Consider the following 1,060-nt stretch of genomic DNA (forward strand, 5'->3'; position numbering starts at 1 on the left):
TTTTATATATAATCGATCATTTAGATTCCGGCGGTTCTCAAAGACAAATCGTAACCTTAGCAAAATCTCTTGATCGAAATAAATACCACGTTACTGTTTGCAATCTTGATAAAACAAAAAAACAATTTCAGCATGAACTTGAAGAGGTGGGGATTAGAATTTTCTCATTAGAGCAACACGGAAAGTTCGATCTGCACACCTTGCTTTCATTGTATAAATTCATTTGGAAAAATAAATTCGATATTGTTCATACCTATCTTTTTACTGCTGATTGCTACGGCAGAATTGCAGCAAAAATAGCCCACACTCCCATAATTTTTTCATCTATAAGAAGTATTGATAATTGGAAAAATTCATTTCATATTTGGACGGATAGGATTCTTGCCCTTTTCACAGATAAAATCATTATCAATGCAAATGCACTTAAAAAATTCTTAACTGAAGATGAAAAAATTTCTCCGGATAAAATCACGACTATCTATAATGGTTTGGATTTGAAAAAATTTGATGTTAATGTAAACAGGACAGAAATTAAAGAACGCTTTAACATAAGCTCGAACGAGAAAGTCATCGGAATAATCGCCAGAAATGATAAATTAAAAGATCACCCCACTTTTTTTGAAGCTGCTCGCATCGTGCATGAAAAATATCCTCAAACAAAATTCCTCGCCATCGGATATGGTATGGAAAATGAGAATATGCAAAAACTAATTCGGGATTTTGACGTTGAAAAATTCTGCATCCTTGCCAACCACTCTCCCGATATTATTAAAATTATGAAGATTCTCGATATATCCGTTCTTTCTTCAACCATTGAAGGATGCTCTAATACAATTCTCGAATCAATGGCTTTGGGAAAACCTGTCGTTGCAACAAATGCAGGTGGAAATCCCGAATTAATTATCAATGGAAAAACCGGTATTATTGTCCCAAAAAGGTCTCCATTCATTCTTGCAAAGTCCGTTATGAACCTCTTGCAGAATCCGAATGTTGGCACCAATATGGGAAAAGCAGCCAAAAAACGGATTGAAAAATATTTTTCTATTGACAGAATGGTGCA

General features: G+C 34.3%; 1 protein-coding gene. It reads left to right on the forward strand.

From position 1 onward, the window contains the following. Window positions 1–1,060 (forward strand): glycosyltransferase (locus U9P79_01790; GenBank protein MEA2103360.1); only part of this gene is annotated, 1,060 nt, incomplete at both ends.

It is taken from the genome of Candidatus Cloacimonadota bacterium, from assembly GCA_034661015.1.
In the GTDB taxonomy this organism is placed as follows: domain Bacteria; phylum Cloacimonadota; class Cloacimonadia; order JGIOTU-2; family JGIOTU-2; genus JAYEKN01.